Annotated in this window: 10 protein-coding genes; all 10 read right to left on the bottom strand. The window is 59.0% G+C overall.

The genetic code is table 11. The features are described 5' to 3' along the window. Positions 1-19: 19 nt before the first annotated feature. Positions 20-1,384 carry an ABC transporter substrate-binding protein gene (locus VQ071_RS12330; RefSeq protein WP_340514368.1) on the bottom strand — a complete coding sequence of 455 codons (1,365 nt, stop codon included), beginning with the start codon at positions 1,382-1,384 and terminating at the stop codon, positions 20-22. A 5-nt stretch (positions 1,385-1,389) separates the two neighbouring features. Next, positions 1,390-2,868, bottom strand: a complete 1,479-nt coding sequence (locus VQ071_RS12325; protein WP_340514292.1) for a response regulator transcription factor — start codon at positions 2,866-2,868, stop codon at positions 1,390-1,392. A 2-nt stretch (positions 2,869-2,870) separates the two neighbouring features. After that, positions 2,871-4,643, bottom strand: a complete 1,773-nt coding sequence (locus VQ071_RS12320) for a sensor histidine kinase (protein ID WP_340514291.1) — start codon at positions 4,641-4,643, stop codon at positions 2,871-2,873. Positions 4,644-4,993: 350 nt separating this feature from the next. Further along, positions 4,994-5,407, bottom strand: a complete 414-nt coding sequence (locus VQ071_RS12315; protein ID WP_340514290.1) for a hypothetical protein — start codon at positions 5,405-5,407, stop codon at positions 4,994-4,996. A 78-nt stretch (positions 5,408-5,485) separates the two neighbouring features. Next, on the bottom strand, positions 5,486-6,430 hold the full coding sequence (locus VQ071_RS12310) for an S-layer homology domain-containing protein (protein ID WP_340514289.1): 945 nt from the start codon (positions 6,428-6,430) through the stop codon (positions 5,486-5,488). A gap of 209 nt (positions 6,431-6,639) precedes the next feature. Beyond that, a complete protein-coding gene (locus VQ071_RS12305; protein ID WP_340514288.1) occupies positions 6,640-11,025 on the bottom strand; it encodes a glycoside hydrolase family 3 C-terminal domain-containing protein in 4,386 nt (1,461 codons plus the stop codon). Positions 11,026-11,514: 489 nt separating this feature from the next. Beyond that, a complete protein-coding gene (locus tag VQ071_RS12300) occupies positions 11,515-12,837 on the bottom strand; it encodes an ABC transporter substrate-binding protein (protein ID WP_340514287.1) in 1,323 nt (440 codons plus the stop codon). 142 nt (positions 12,838-12,979) lie between these two features. Then, complete coding sequence (locus VQ071_RS12295; protein ID WP_340514286.1) at positions 12,980-13,816, bottom strand: carbohydrate ABC transporter permease; 837 nt, start codon at positions 13,814-13,816, stop codon at positions 12,980-12,982. Then, positions 13,813-14,694: a carbohydrate ABC transporter permease gene (locus VQ071_RS12290; protein WP_340514285.1), complete on the bottom strand. Its 882-nt coding sequence runs from the start codon at positions 14,692-14,694 to the stop codon at positions 13,813-13,815. Before VQ071_RS12290 ends, VQ071_RS12295 begins: the two co-directional genes overlap by 4 nt. Positions 14,695-14,763: 69 nt before the next feature. Further along, positions 14,764-16,146, bottom strand: a complete 1,383-nt coding sequence (locus VQ071_RS12285) for an ABC transporter substrate-binding protein (RefSeq protein WP_340514284.1) — start codon at positions 16,144-16,146, stop codon at positions 14,764-14,766. Between the last annotated feature and the right edge of the window lie 111 nt (positions 16,147-16,257).

Here is a 16,257-nt window from a genome sequence, read left to right as displayed (position 1 = left end):
TTCCGTCAGGATCGGCGACTTACCGCCCTTCGGCCGTCCGATCGGCGTCCAACTGCCGCTGCAGCTCGCCCAGGTAGTCCTTCGGCGAGTATGCTGCGCTCGTGACGAGCAGCTGCGCGTTGTCCCAGGCCAGCAGCTGCGCTTTGGTGCTGAAGCGGGCCTCGAACCACAGCGCTCCCTTTTTTACCTCGCCGATCTTGGTCTGGACCATTCTCGTGAGCGGCGGCGCGTCCTCGGGCACTTCCTTCACATTAAATCCGGTCACCATGCCGAGCTCGGACATGGCGCGATCCCCGTAACGCTCGAACACGTACTTCATCCAATCGCCGACTTCGGCCGTATACGCGGATTTGGAAAAAGACGTGGTCAGTCCGGCGTTGACCGGATATTCGTCAAGCTGGCCCAGGCCGTCCCGGACAAGCGGGATGCTGAAAAAGCCTACATTGTCCGCGCCGATCTTGTTTTGCGCCGGATCGTTAAAGGCACGCAGCTGCCAGCTGCCCATGTAGAACATGGCCGCCTTGCCCTCCAGGAACAGGTTGACCGACGTGCCCATGTCGATCGTGTTTACACGAGATCCGAAGTATCCCTGGAGTCCCATTTGCTGCACGGCATCCGCCGCTTCGACGAAGCCGGGATCCGCGAGGGACAACTCTCCTTTATCCACTTTTTCCATCGCGTCGACGCCAAGCTTGCGGATTGCATACGCGTTGATCAGACGAGTGATGGGCCACTTCTCCTTGCCGGCTACGGCGAACGGCTGAGCGCCCTCGCGCTTCAGCGTTTCCGCCGCCTCCAGCATCTCGTCCCAGGTTCGCGGCTCGTGCAGGCCGTATTTGGCGAAAAGAGTCTTGTTGTACCAGAAGCCTTCGATGTTCATCTCCAGCGGCAGCGCGTACAGCCCTTTCCCTTCGGCGTACGCCTCGAGCAGCTCGACGGCGGCGGGATTGAGGCTGTCCGCCATGCCGAGCTCCGCGAATGTCCGCTTCAGGTCGAGCGCGGCGTTGCTGTCGATCAGATCGAGCAGCGGCTTGCCCGATTGGTAGCTGAACAACACGGGCAGGTCGTTGCTCGCGGCGAGCAGCTGCACGCGCGGACTCAGGTCGCTCTCAGACACGTTCTCGAACTTGTACCGGACCGACGGATGCGCGTACTGATATTCGAGGGCGAGCTCGCTGATGATTCGGGAACTGCCCTCGTCTTCCTTGTTGGAGGAAAGGTATAAAATCGTCGTCGCATGATCCGCCGGAGCCAGCACAGCCGCCGGCGCGCCGCCGCAGGACGCCAGCAGGAGCGCGGAAAACCAGGGCAGGGCCAGACGAAAAACCGGCAGCGCCAAGCGAGCGGGCAGCCGGAACAAGCGTCTGCGTCCCGTATGCCGCATGCCGCTCACCGTCCTCTCCCGGTCGAGCGGAATTGTCCGGGCGTCATGCCGGTCTGTTTTTTGAACACTTCGGCAAAGTGCCGAGCATGGTAGTACCCCACCCGTTCGCTGATCTCTTGCGTCGGAATGCCTTCCTCGAGCAGTCCCTTCGCCTTTTCCATGCGCAGCTTGGTCAAGTATTTGATATAGGAGAGATTCATCTGTTCCTTGAAAAGCAGGCTGAAATAAGCGGTGTTCATCTCGACATGGGCCGCGACCTCCTGCTGTGTCAGATCCCTGCCATAGTTAAGCTCCATATAAGCCAGCGCCTTCTCCACCGCCGAATGCTTCGTACGCTGCCGCACGCCGCGGATCCAGTCCGCAATCCGTCCGATCTCCTCCCGCAGCCAGGCAGCCTGCGCCGACCTCGTCTCGAGCTTGCGCAGCGCGAGCTGCAGCGGCTCGCCGGCGCGGTCGAGCTCGGACGCGTCGCCTCCCGTCTCCTTGGCGGCTTCGCCGGCGTGAAGCAGCAGCTTCAGCTGCTCGAGCTCGGCGACCTCCGGATCGACCTTCCCCTGCTTGAACGAAGCTAGATAGTCGTCCAGCTTCAGCATCAGGCTATCCTTGTCCCCGAGCCGCAGGTCGAACAGGATGCCTTCCTCCAGATCGGACAGCTCGGGTGCGGGCGAATGTCCGTCGCCGAGATCCTCGTACCGGGTCCAGCCGGTACCCTCCAGATATTTGCCGTAGCGGAGCGCCCGGAGCGCCTCGCGGTAGCTGGCGGCAGCTGCGCCGGGTTCGGCGTGCGTCGCGCCCGAACCGACGGCCGTCCGATCCCATGCCTGCAGGACGGCGGTCCAATCGCTGCCGACTGCCTCCAGATGGAAGACGGCGTGCAAATATTCGGTGCCGTATCGCATCGACACTACGCGGCAGCCTGGAATGTCCGTCAGCTCGAACGCCGAATCCGCGCTGGCGACGACGGTGACGCCCCGTACGTCCTCCGCTCCCGGTCCGAACTGCGTTCTCCATGCCTCCTCGGCGTCGCGTCCGTACAGAAGCAGATCGAGCGTCGCTTTTTCCAGCAGCCCCTCCTGCCATCTCTGCCTGAGGCTCGACATCTCGCTGCGCTCGCCGATGCGCGCGACCGCCTTCTCGATGCCTTCGCGAATCTTCGAGATCGTGATCGGCTTCTCCAGATAGTCCACGACGCCGAGCTTGATCGCGCGCTTGACGTAGTCGAACTCGTTGTACCCGCTGAACACGATGCACATCGTATCCGGCGCCTCCTCGCGGATGCGCGCGATCAGTTGAAGTCCGTCCATGCCCGGCATGCGGATATCGGTCATGACGATATCCGGCTGCACCGCCCGGAACACCTCCAGCGCGGACAGCCCGTCCTTGGCCGTCCCCGCCAGCTCGACGCCGTGCTCGCGCCAATCGATGAGCCGCTCCAGCCCTTTCAGCACGATGAATTCATCGTCGAACACGACCGCCTTCAGCATGTCTACTCCTCCTTATATAGCTTGTGCGGAAAGCGTAGCTCGATCGATGTGCCATTGCCGGGCCGGCTGCGGATCGTAAACGAGCTCGTCGGACCATAGTAGATTTCCAGCCGCTCCCGCACATTGCGCAAGCCGTACCCTTCCTCCGTTTTCCGGATATCCGCCATGCCGACCCCGTCATCGGTTACCGTGAAGGAAAGGAACTCCCCGTCCTTACGCCCGGTCAGCCGCACCGTGCCCTCGCCGACCTTGGGCTCGAGTCCGTGGTAGATGGCGTTCTCGACGAGCGGCTGGAGCATGAGCTTCATAATCTCGTAGCTCATGATGTCCGACTCGACGTCTTCCTCGTACCTGAACCGGTTGTCGTAGCGGAGATTCTGGATGATCATATAGTGCTCGATATGCTTGAGCTCCTTGTAGACAGGAATCGTCTCCCTGCCCTTGTTAAGGCTCAGCTTGAAGCTCTCGGACAGCGACAGCGCCATCTGGGCGATATCGTGCTTCTCCTCGAGCATCGACATCCAATAGATCGAATCGAGCGTGTTATATAAAAAATGCGGCTTGATCTGTGCCTGTAGCGAGCGCAGCTCGGCCTCCCGCTCCTTGAGCTGCGCCTGCAGCAGCCGCTCGCTGAGCACCTGGTACTCCGCCGTCACCCGCTGGAACGTCTGTCCGATGACGCCGACCTCATCCGCCAGGAACGCCTCGCCCGCTTCGGCCGACGAATGGCCCTTGGCCCAGTCGCCGATCATTTTTTTCAGCTGCAGCAGCGGCTTCGTGATCGTCCCCGACACGAAATAAGACACCGCGAGCGCGATGCCGGCCATGAGGGCGGCGAGCAGTCCTGTCGTCAGGGTGATGCGCTGCGATTGCTGAAGCAGCGTCCTGGCCTCGACGAAGTGAACGAACATCCAGCCGCTTGACGCGTTCCGGTACTGGCTGTACAGGTAGCCAGCCTTGCGCATGTTCGCGAACGTCGCGTCCAGGCTGCCGCCGATGCCGATACCGGACGTAAGCTCCGGACGGAGGTCGAATACGACGAGCGGGTTGGTCTCCTGCGTATCCAGCACGAGGAACCCGCTCTCGTCGCTCTCGTTAACCGTCTGCTCGAAGATCGACTTGCGGATGTTGATGACGAGCAGGCCGATCTTGTCTCCGCTCAGCCGGTTCGGGTCGCGCAGCAGCTTGACGCTCGAGAACGCGTTGCCGTAGGGCGATTCCTCGAGCACATTGTAGCCGAAAAACACTTCCTTGCCCTTCGCCTGCTCAGCCTGCGTATACCAGTCCGTACGCGGGATCAGGCCGCGCGCATCTTCGGAACCGTACTTCCCGGCCTGCTCGGAGCGTCCGTAGCAGACGGACCGGAAGTTGCGGTCGAACAGGCAGATCGAGTCGATGTTCTGAATATCGAACAGATTCGACACGACGATATTTTGCAGCAGGTTGGCCGTACGGACGTCGATGACGCCCTGCCCGTCCGCTCTCGCCTCGCCGCTCTGGTACAGCTCCTGCCGGAGCTGGTCGTTGGACAGGATGATGCGGTTCATGTTGATAATGTTGCGCATGAGCAGATCGGCGACCTCGCTGGACGTCTTGAGGTGGTCCGCGTTGGCTTGTATATGGTTTTGCACGAGCATGTCCTTGGAAATGTTGAGAGAGACGTATCCCAGCACGAACAGCGGCGGCAGGGAAACCAGAATCATGGCGGCCAGAAAGCGGCTGCGGATCCGGGGCGGCCTGAGCTTGAAAAGGAACCGGCGGAGTCTCGTTATCATGGCAAGCATCCTTTACGGGTGTCGCAGGCTAATGGATTGTAAGCGGAAACACACATGCTGTCCGCCCGGCTTGCCGCACCTCGCGCGCAGCGGATAACCGCATGGGGAAAAACCCGTTTACTTTCATTTTAACGCAAACTGTCCGCAATCATAAGGTACGGATTTTTTGGGAGTGCTCCGCGTTTTTTAGAAGGCGGCGGATTGGCTGACCTGGCGCCATCTCGATCCGCGGCATCGCGATCCGCACTCGACCAATCCTCCCGGTTCGAAGCCAACGACGGGACCGTCTCTCAGTTCGCTTTATGCACCTTGGAGACAGCCCCATCGATAAACCTGTACGATTGCGAGCTTCAGGGCGTCGCTTCCTCCGCCAGCAGAAGATCAGCAAGCCTGACTGTATCCTGGAAATCGACGACTTCATCGCTGTTCAGATCGGCTTGCTTGTACAAGTCCCAATCCGCTTCTTCGGCAGTTTTTCCGAACGCAGCCACGACGAGCGCCAGATCCGCCAAAGTCGATTTCCCGTCCCCGTTGAGATCGCCCGGCGTCAGCGCCTCTTCCTCCATCGTCTCAGACTCCGCGTCCAGGCTCTCCGCCGGCGGGGCCGGCTCCTCCTGCAGCTGCGTCTCCTCAAGCTCGTCGATCGTACCTGCATCTTCCGGATTATCGGACTGTCTAGCGTCGACTTGAGGGAGCTGGGCATTCTCCTCTACAACCGGGGCCGAATCCGGCTCGGCGTAGGCTGTTAATGTTCCACTTACCATGATTACTCCTAATGCTGCCATTATCGCCAGGCGTCTCACCTGTCTGCGTGCCGTTTGTCTCATCGCCAGATGCCCTCCTTAACGGTTGCCAACATAATCGAAGACGCGCAGCAACACAACGACTGCCTCTGCTCGTGTCGTCGCGTCCGCGGGCGCAAATGTGTTATTCTCCCGCCCCTGTATAAGACCTGCCTTGACGGCTTCCGCAACAGACGCTTTTGCCCAGGTCGGTACACGGTTCGCGTCGCCAAACGCCAGCGTTGCCGTTTCACTCGTTTCCAGCTTCAATGCGCGTACAGCAATTACGGTCATCTCTGCTCGGGTGATCGGCGCATTCGGCTTAAACGTGCCGTCATCGAAGCCCTTGACCCAGCCTGCGGCTAACGCCTTCGCCACCGACGGCTTCGCCCACTCGCCGATTAGCGCGGCATCCTTGAACGCGGACACGGCCCCTTCTTCTCCCCCAGGCACGGTCAGCGCCCGCGCCAGCATCGTCACGAACTCTGCGCGCGTGACGACCTTCTTCGGCTTAAACGTCCCGTCCGGGAATCCGTTCACCAGTTCCAGCGCTGCCGCCCGTTCTATGGCGCCCTTTGCCCAATAACCTTCAGGCACATCCGTAAACGTGATTATCGCCGCTTGCGGAACAATAATGGACACGGTCGTCCCGGGAGATACTTCGTTCGCTTTCAGACTTTTCGACACCGTCTTCACGCGGACTAACTGGATAGCGGAGCTGCCCCCTGCAATCGCCTTGAATCGCAGGGTTGCCAAATCCGTCGAGCCGCTCACGCCAGCAGTCGCCGCTCCAACCTTCGTATACGCATAGGTGACGACGCCATCCTTGACGATCGGCGCCACCGCGAAGCCTCCTTCCAGCGAGCTGGCAGCATCGACAAATTGCCACTTGTCCGCCGAATAAGAGACATTGAGCTCATAGCCGAACAAATCCTGTACGCCGTCGCCATGAACGACAACGGATATTACGCTGCCTACCTTCGGGGAAGCAGAGCCGGCAGTCAAGGTGAAGCCTGGCTCGTCCGCAGCAGCAGCTTGGCCGTGCGGCAAGCAGACAAGGAGCAGCAGAGCCGCCAGCAGTGCGCAAATTGTTTTCAATATCGCCGAACGTACGAATAAGGGTTGTATTTGCATTCGGTCACACGCATCCTTTCGTCAACGACAGGAAGAAGACAGCAAGCTGTCTTCTTCCCGTTCGCTGCATGAGTTCGGGGTTACCAGTTGAAAATCTGTATGGCCAGCCAGACCAGATCTTCGATATCGATCTTGCCGTCGTTGTTGAAGTCGGATGCCTTCACAGCATTCCATCCGGCATCGGTCGACTTCATTCCATAAGCCTTGGCCACAAGCGCCAGGTCGCCGACAGTCAGCTTGCTGTCGCCATTCACGTCGCCGCCGACTGCAGTGACAGCCAGGCTGCGGAACGTTTGCAGCGCCGTACTCAGCGCATTCGCAGCATTTTGAATATCTGCAGCTTCGGCATCGTTGTTGTTCAGGACGCTCTTCGCCTGATCGATCGCCGCTTGCAGCACGGCCTTGGAGCCGGCCGGGAACTGACCGACCTTGTTGCCCTCGACAGCTGCATTGTAAGCCGATTGCGCTTCATTGACGATGCTTTGGAGCGCACTGCGGTCAAGCACGTTGATTTGTACGTCGATCGACGAGCCATCAATCGCCGTCTCATTGGCTTGCTCGTCCGCGATCACCACATTCGTGACGCCGATACTGGTTAAGCCCGCGCCATTCTTCGCCTTGAACGCCAGCTTCGCTACATCGCCGTTCGGGCTCGTCTGCGCAGTGTTCAGACGAATCGCGAGGAACCGGAACTTGCCATGCTCGGCGTCGGGCTTCTCGCCGACGATCAGATACGTCTTGTCGTCAAGCGAACTTACCGAGGTGAAGTCAACCTTGGCCGGATCGTACGTGACGGTAATGTCTTCCGCAAGCACATTTTGGCCTGTTACGCCTGTGAGACCGTACTTCACGTCGAACGATTTGCCCGAGTTAACCTGGCTCGGGCCGTTCAGCGCACCGGATCCCGGCGTCGTGCGGATCGCCAGCTTTACGGATACAGCAGTCGTCTTGCTGTCGGCGTCCGTTGCTGTAACCGTCAGTGTATACGGACTGCCGGCCGCTGCGCTTGCATCTACGGTTCCCGTAATCTTCCTGGTGGCAGGGTCGAAGCTCAGCCCCGTCGGGAGACCGGTCACCGACCACGTATAAGGCGCGGTGCCACCGACAGCTTGCAGGTCGAGCGTCTGCTCGTAAGCTTCGCCCGGTTGTACCGACGGAAGCGTCGAGTTGTCGACCGGCTTCGCAATGCCGAACGCCGTCTCCGTTACAGCCAGCGAGTCGATTCGCAGGTCCGGAGCGTTGAACACGACATATACCATGTGCTCGCCTGCAGGCGCATGGAGGACATCGGCTGTAACAGCTGTGTAGCCCAGTTCATTGACCGTTTGATCGGCTGCATTTGGCATGACGTACGTCGTCTTGCCTGTCGTCGGTACGTCGATTGTCGCAAACGGCTCTGCCGTCGGAGAGTCCGCGCGGAGCGTAATGCTGCCGCCTCCACCAGCCGTGCCGACGAGCGCCGTAATCTTCTTCGCGTTCGCGAAGTTTGCCTTAGGCAGCGCTACCCAAGAACCGTTGCCCTTGGACATGACCGTGTAGTATTCGCCTGCAATTTTCTCTGCGCTCAGGCTTTCTACCGTACGAGCCTTCGAAGCTTCGCGGTAGACGACTGCATGGGAGTCGAACGCGTGGTCGAACACGTTAAATGCATCCGTCGCGTTCAGCGATGCAACCTCTTGGCCCGAAATCGTAATGTTCTTGGTCGCGCGGATATCTTCCGAGGAGCGGCCGACCATCAACGTATACGATCCGTCTTCAACAATGTAATCGCCGCGGTTGACGTCCCAGATCGCCAGATCCTTGGGATCGACCGACAGCGTCACGATTTTGTGCTCGCCTTGCGTCATCTCTACCTTGTCGTACGCGATCAGCTTCTTGGTCGGCACTTCGCTGCCGTATGCCGAGTCGTTTTTCACTGCGTACAATTGTACGACTTCGGACGTCGTGATCGAGCCCTCGTTGGTCAGCTCGACCGAGACGTTGAACTTGCTGCTGTCCGATGCCGTGGCCGGCGCGGAGAAATCCTTGTACGTAAATTCGCCATAGGACAGGCCGTAACCGAACGGATAGGTGACCGGCGCCTTCGTGTACATGTATGTCAGCTTCGCCTCTACCGGGTCGGCATTCGACATGTCGATGGTGAAGCGCGGGTCAAGCTGGCTCAGGCTGGTAACCGTCGTCGTGCCTTCCGGGATCGAATACTTGTCGATCGCGGGGAGCGCGCTCATGTCGGCATACCACGTAGCTGTCAAGCGTCCTGTCGGCGCATAGTCGCCGAAGAGTACGTCCGACAAGCCTTGTGCTTCGAATTCGCCGGAATACGGCTGCGTGACGATAGCGGATACGTTCGGGTCTTTCTGAATTTGTTCCAGGATGACCGGCGAGCTTGCGAGTGCGACTACGATTGTTTTCTTGTTCTTGGCAGCGAATGCTGCCGCAACGTTCTTGACGAGCGTGTAGTCGTCATCGCCCAGGTACAGGTCGGCGCGGTCGCTGCCTTCGCCGCCGCTGTTGCTCGGGTGCGCGCCGACGAATACGAGCGCATAGTCCTGTGTGTCAGCCATGGCAGCGATGTCTGCGCCCTTGCCGGCTTCCGTCACGACCGTCTTCTCAAACTTCGTGCTGTCGGTACGCGCGTCGAAGTTGGCGATGTTGCCGATCGCAGCGGAGTCGGTCGCCAACGCACCGTCGGCGCCCGTCTTCAGCAGACGTCCGTTGAACAGACCCGTCTGAATCGCGAGGCCGCCGGAGACGATCGATGCCTTGCCTTGCGCGTCTTGTTCGAAGCGCAGCTTGGGAGGAATCGTGCTGTTGGTCGCTACAGACGACAGCGTGCTCCAGTTCGGGTTGGTCAGAAGAAGAGTCGCGGTTGCACTATTGGCTACCGCCGAGCTGTTCGCCGTCGGCGCGGTCACCCAACGATCGTTCGCCTTCGATTTCAAGCTGGCCGCATTTTGACCCCAATCGTAGTATTCGAACAACTGGTTGTTCGTGAACGTGTTGTCCGCGGTGGTGTAACTGGCATTCAATTGTCCGCCATTGCCGTCGGCAGCTGTCAGATATTTGCCATTGGCAACCGACTTCAGTGCCACGACAGCGCTCCCTGTCGAGAAGGTCACTTGCGATGCGCCGATCGTATTCAGAATCGAATATAGCGGTGTCTTGCCGGAATTGGCAATGTTCGGTGTGCTGGCCGCATATCCGGGCCGCATCCGCATATCCGCGTAGACGCCGGCGACAGCGGCTTTTTTGTTCTTGGCAAGCGGCAGCGCCTCGTCCGTGTTTTTAAGCAAGACGACCGATTCGCGCGCAGCCTGCAGTGCAACTTGTTGATGCGCTGCCGTGTTGTAGTCGGTCAAAGACGCCGATACGTCCTTCGCCTGGGAAGCGAACGGGTAGTTTTTCGGAATGCCGTTGGTGTCCGGCTCGTTAAATACGCCCAGACGAACCAGCTGGTTTACGATCGGACGGCCTGCGTCCTCTACGTCATCGAGCGTGATGCCGTACAGTCCGGCTTTGACTGCGGATGCAAGCGTAGTGACGTCCGTCTTGTCCGTGCCGCTCGCGCGTACGGATTCCGAATGAGCGAGCACCATCAGCGCCAGCGCATGTTTGCGATCCAGCGTGTATTGTGAATCGTAGCCGTTATTGAAGCTCGTATTAAACAGGTGATTCTCGCCGTTGAAGTCCGGCGAAGAGTACATGCCGTATTTCGCAATCTGGCTGCCCAGGATCATATACGGCGAGATAAGATTCGGCAAGCCGTTCGTCCGTCCGAACGAGGTCATGACGCCCGCGACCGAACCCGACTCCAGTCCCTTGAACGCCGACGGAATCTGATACTCGTAAATTGCGCGCGCGCCAGCCGCCGTGCTGGAGGTTTGCCGGAACCATTCCGCGTTATACAGGGAAAAGTGCTTTGTGCCGACGACGGCCCGTTGCCAGAATCCGCCGTCGCTTGCCTCCTGATTCGTGCCGGCAAGCCCTGAAGCCATCTTGTCGATCAACGTCGCCGACAGATATGGATCTTCGCCATAGCCTTCAGGCGTCCGTCCGTTGAGCGGATTGACGCGGACGTCGGACAGCGCCGTAAAGGCAATCGAAGCTGATTTTGAGGCCCCGCTGCCGTTATGATTATTCGCTGTCCCTTGCTTAACGTTCAACTGGCTGATCTTCTCGCTGCCCATCACTTGTCCGACCTGGGTCGCGAGCTCCTTGTCCCAGGATTGCCCCAGGCCGACCAGCGCCGGGAAGTCCGTCGATACGCCGTAGACGTTGTCCGCTGCGGCAAGTCCGCCAGGGACTGTTTTCCCTTTGTGCCCGTTGTTGTCCGCGCCATCCATGACGAATGTATAGTTATCACGGATGCCTGTGGCATACAGCGAGGCGCCTTCCAAGCCAATGTAATCGTAATATTGATCGACGAATGCGTCCAAGTGGCTTGGCACACCGTCGAACAGTGGCATGCCGTCGTATACGCCTCCCACTTGCGTCTTGAATGTAATCGTTCCGTCCGCGGCTGAAGCCGATTGCGGGTGAACCTGAATCAAAAAGCCCGTTGATAACACACTGGCCATCAGAACTGATATTGCTTTCCGTCCTGTTCCGGTTACTTTTTTCCCCATTCTCGCACCTACCATTCTTAAGATTTGAACTTTGATCGTCATCCGGCTCGCTGTTCAGTTCGTTCACTTTATCTATTTGAAGAAGCCCCTCCTCCCCCTCTCTCGGCTATTAAGCAGCTTGGCCTTGTGACAATTCAATTGTAAGCGGTTGCTGTTCGGCCTATAAGCGCTTCACTTTTTGGGTTCAATCCGAATTTTTATGATCTTGTCCAAAGAAGGGGACGATTCGTCTGAATCCGACAAAAAGAAGCTCTCTGCCACAGATCTGCAGAGAGCTTCTATCGCAGAAAGCTTCTATCGCGGAAATTCATAACGTGTTGCATACGATCATTAATGTACGTCCAACAATTGTTGAATCTGGCTCATGAATACCTGAGGTGTTATCATGCCAGCGACGAGCAGTTGAGCATCGTTCCATGCAGCGAGCTGCGCTGCAGTATTAAAGCGCGCCTCAAACCACAGGGAGGTCCGCGAGATGCCGTCCAGCTTGTCCTGGACCATCCGGGTGAGCGGCGGCACTTCCGGGCCGGCTCTGTCGGACTTGAAGCCTGTGATCATGCCGAGCTCGCTCATCGCCCGATCGCCGTACCGCGCGAACGCATACTGGATAAATCCGCCCAGTTCGGCATCGAACGAGTCGCTGGCAAAGGAAGTCGTCACACCCGCGTTAACCGGATATTCATCCAGAGCGCCCCGGCCGCCCGACACAAGCGGAATGCTGAAAAATCCGACGTCTTCGGGGCGGATCTGTCCGTCTGCGGCAAAGTTCAATGCTCTGATCGACCAACTGCCCGTGTAGATCATCGCGGCCTTGCCCTGTCTGAACGAGCCTAAGGCCTCGCCGAAATCGACCTTGTTCGCATCCTGTCCGAAGTAACCCACCTGCGCCATCCGCTGCACGGCGTCCGCCGCTTCGATGAAGCCGGGGTCCGTCAGCTCTAGTTCGCCGCGGTATACCCGCTCCATCGCGTCCGCGCCCAGCTTGCGGATGGCGTAAGCATTAATCAGACGCGTGATCGGCCATTTGCCTTTGCCGGCGACGGCGAACGGCTGAAGACCCGCGTTCTTCAGTACGCTCGCCGCCCGCAGCATCTCGTCCCAGGTGCGCGGCTCCTCCAGATGATAGCGGGCGAATAGGGATTTGTTGTACCAGAAGCCCTCGATGTTCAGTTCAAGCGGCAGCGCATACAGACCCGTGCCGTCCGCCATCTGCTTCAGCATGTCGACGGCGACAGGATTGAGCCGGTCCGCGATGCCCAGCCGGTCGAGCGTCCCCTCCAGCTCGAGGACGGCGCCGCTGCGGATCATATCCAGGAGCGGCTCGCCGGATTGAAAGGAGAACATCGCCGGAAGGTCGTTGCTCGCCGCGAGCAGCTGCACCTTCTGCGTCAGATCGTTGCTCTGCAAGCTCTCGATCCTGAAACGGAAGTCCGGGTGCGTCTGCGCGTATTCCTGCGCAAGCTCGCTGATGATGCGTGTGCTGCCCGTATCCTCGGGTCCCGCCGTCAAATAGAGAACCGGCTCTTTGTCTTCCGCAGGCAGGCTGTCATTCGCATCCCTTGCCGAGCAAGCGGACAGCAGCGCCGCGAGCAAAGCCGGGACAAGCGCGATCCGTGCACGATGCCGGGCAGCGCCGCCCAGTCTGTTTTTCATCGGTCAGCCCTTCATTCTGCGAGAGTATTGACGGACGGCAAAAAGACTCCGTCCGGAGTCTTCTCATCATATCCGATATTCAAGGGCAGGCAAAGCGGAGCCAATGGTCCCCAGCCCCCTGTCGCAGTGGATCCAGAAGCCCTCACCCCTTGACCGCGCCGACGGTCATGCCGCCGACGAAGTACTTTTGCAGCGCGAGGAACGCGAGCAGCAGCGGCAGCGCGCACAGGATGCAGGCGGCGAACAGCACGTTCCACTGCGCAGGATTCTGCTGATCTCCGAGGAAGCCGAGCATGGCGACCGGGAGCGGCGAGTCGAGCGTTTTCGTAATGAATACCATATTGAAAAAGTAGTCGTTCCAAATCCAGACGCCCTGGGTGATAACGACCGAGACGGTCACCGGGAGCAGCAGCGGGAACACGATCTGCCAGTATCTGCGGAGCATGCCGGCACCGTCGATATGCGCCGCCTCCTCGAGCTCCTCCGGCACGCCGCTGCGGATGAAGCCGGTATACAGAAACGTGGAAAACGGCAGGCTGCACGTGATGAACATGAGGATCGGCGTGTACTGGTTCATGGGGATGCCGAATGACTTGATCATCTGGATGATCGGGATGAGCACCATCTGGCCGGGCACGACGAGGCCCGACAGGAAGAAGATATACAGGAACCTGCTCGTCCGGCTGCGGATGCGCGCCATCGGGTAGGCGGCCATCGCGGCCAGCAGCACGACGAAGACGACCGAGACCCCGGTCAGCACGATGCTGTTCCACAGCGCGGTCGGGAAGTGCATGCGCGTGAAGGCGGAGCGGAAGCTCGCGAAGGTGAATTCGTTGAACCAGTGCAGCGGATCGGTCATATTTTTGGGCGACCGGAGCGAGCTGGACAGCACGATAAACAGCGGCACCAGGTTGAGAAAGACGAGCGCAAGCAGCGCGATATGGGTCAGCGAGCGCTTGGCGGCGGATGCAGAAGTCATGCGGAGATCTCCCTTCTGTTCAGCGTGAAGACGAACGCGGCGGTGATGACGATGATCAGCGCGAACGAGATGATGCCCAGTGCCGACGCCTTGCCGAACAACTGGTCGGTGAACGCCATCTTGTACATGGCGTAGATCAGCGTGTTGGTGGACGTGCCGGGTCCGCCGTTCGTCATGACGAACGGATAGTCGAACGCCTTCAGACCGTTGATGACGCTGAGCGTGACGTTGATCGTGACGGACGTCGCGAGCAGCGGAATCTTAATGTAGCGGACGAGCTTCCAGCGTCCGGCACCGTCGATTTTGCCCGCCTCGATCAAGTCCGTCGGCACCGTCTGCAGGCCTGCCAGAAAGATGATCGTGCTCGTGCCGATGTTTTTCCAGATATCGACCGCGATGATGGAGTATAGCGCCTTGTCGTAGCTGCCGAGGAAGTTCGTATCGATCCCGTTCAGTCCGATCTTATGGAGAAAAGAGGCAATCAGTCCTTCTTCCGGCATGTACACGTAGCTCCAGATGAAGCCGACGACAATGGCGCTGAACAGCGTCGGAATGTAAAATGCCGAACGATACAGACCTTTGGCTCGAATATTCGCATTTAGCAGGAAAGCGATCGCAAGGGCGACGATATTGCCCAGGACGACGGTGACGAACGTGTAAATGAGCGTATTGCGGACGGACAAGCCGAGTATTTCCTCATGGAACAGCTTCTTGAAGTTGTCGAAGCCGACATAGTCGAACTTTTGGACGTAGCCGTTGTAGTCGGTGATGCTGTACTGGAACAGCTTGAGAATGGGAAAAATCCAGAACAAACAGTAAAAAAGAAGAGCCGGGAGCACAAACCAATACATCGTTTTTTTCATCACGGCACTGTTCATGATGCTTCTTTCCTTTCGGCGTAAAATACTTCAAGGGGGAACCGTGCTCCCCCTTGATTCCGCTGGCGATCAGCCCTTATAAAGTTCCTTGTACTTGTCCCGCATCGCTTTTGTGACTTCCTCGGCCGTCGTCTTCTTGCCGCCGATGATCTCCCCGAACTTGGCTTGCATGACATCGCTGACGCCGGCCGGCCACATTTGATTCGAGAAGTAGAAAGCATGGCCCGTGCTCTGGATCTCGGTCAACACGTCTTTGAAGATGTCGTTCTTGAGCGTGACGCCGTTAAATACGCTGATGGACGGGTTCGACTCGATCCACGCCTGGAACAGCGGAGATTGGCCGTCGTACAGGTACTCGAAGATCTGCTTGGCTACGTCGAGGTTTTTGGACTTAGCGTTCAGCGCATAACCCGCTGCTGTCGCTGCCGAAGCGTACACCGGCTCGCCAGCCTTGTTGCCCGGGAGGGAGAAGAAGCCGCGCTCGAAGTCGACTGCGCCTTTGGCGGTGAGGCCCGGCAGATCCCACGTACCCGTGAAGATCATGGCTGCCTTGCCGTCTACGAACTGCTGCATCGCCTGCGCGCTGGCCATGCCGAGCGAGTTTTTGGCGACGTAGCCCTTGTCGTACAGCGTCTTGTACTGGTTCACCGTATCGACCCACTTGGCGTCGGTCAGCTGCGTCTCGCCGGTCTGCAGCTTCTTGTCGAAGTCGGGATCGGACGGATAGACCGTGTTGGCGGCGAGCTGGTACATGCCGAACTGCACGACCCACGGGTCTTTGTCGCCCATGACGATCGGCGTGACGCCCGACGCCTTCAGCTTCTCGGACGCGGCCAGGAAGCTGTCCCAATCCTTCGGCACCTCCGTGATGCCGGCCTTCGCGAACAGATCCTTGTTGTAGTAGGTGCCGAGGATGTCCATCCCCTTGGCTACCGCATACGGCTTGCCTTCGTAGCTCATGTCGTTCATGGCGGCCTTGCTCACGTTGTTCCAGAAGCCGAGATCCGACAAGTCTGCCGCATAGCCGGCCTTCGCCACCTCGATCGCGCCCATGTTCGCCATGTTCGGGAATACGAGGAAGATGTCCGGGCCTTCGCCCGCGGCCAGCTTCGTCTTGACCGACGTGTAATACTGCTCGTCGGGCAGCTTCTGCACTTCGAGCGTGACGTTCGGGAACTTCTCCTTGACGAGCTTCGGCAGCGTGTCGAGCTCGAAGTCCGCGCCGTCGGCAGCCTTGGAGCCGGAGACGAGCATGCTGAGCGTGACCGGTTCGGTGCTGGCGGCACTGGCCGACGGACTGGCCGACGCGGATGCCGACGGGCTGGCGACAGGCGAACTCGCGGCGGACGGCGACGCATTGTTATTATTGTTATTGCTGCCGCACGCGGCGAGCGCGACGGTGAACAACGACGCCACGGCGACGCCGGCGACTTGGGATTTCAATGATTTCATGCTTGACTCCCCCTCATGATCTTGCAGCTTGTTAGCCGCTTACACTTCTCATTGTAAGGGCCGCGAGCCGCCGCCATAAGCGCGTCATTTTTTAGTTTGATTCCTTATTTT

The organism is Cohnella sp. 56 (assembly GCF_037963805.1).
In the GTDB taxonomy this organism is placed as follows: Bacteria; Bacillota; Bacilli; order Paenibacillales; family Paenibacillaceae; genus Cohnella.
The sequence above is the reverse complement of the archived record's forward strand: the minus strand, read 5'-3'. Positions and strand labels throughout refer to the sequence as shown.